Raw genomic sequence first — 332 nt, 5'->3', positions numbered from 1 at the left:
CATTAGCTGAGTTTAAAAAGCGCTTTGGTAATGCCGATAAAAATCAGCAGCAGGCTGATACGTTAAAAACATTAATTGCGCCGTTTATTTTACGCCGTAATAAAAAAACGGTACTTACCGAGTTACCCGATAAAACCGAAATAAACCTTACTTTTGCGCTCAGCGATAAAGAGCAAGCTCTTTACGAAGCCACTCGCTTAAACGCGCTTGAGCAAGCCAGCCAAGAAGACAGCCAATACATTACTATATTGGCGTCATTAACTAAATTGCGCCGCGCGTGTATTGCTCCGCAGTTATTAATTGAAAACAGTAAGTTACCGTCAAGTAAACTC

General features: G+C 41.0%; 1 protein-coding gene. It reads left to right on the top strand.

From position 1 onward, the window contains the following. Positions 1 to 332, top strand: a 332-nt coding sequence (locus AAEY62_RS21200; protein WP_350636324.1) for an SNF2-related protein, incomplete at both ends; no start/stop codon positions are given.

It is taken from the genome of Pseudoalteromonas sp. GW168-MNA-CIBAN-0100, from assembly GCF_040309225.1.
Taxonomy (GTDB): domain Bacteria; phylum Pseudomonadota; class Gammaproteobacteria; order Enterobacterales; family Alteromonadaceae; genus Pseudoalteromonas; species Pseudoalteromonas arctica.
This window is presented reverse-complemented; position numbering and strand designations above follow the sequence as displayed.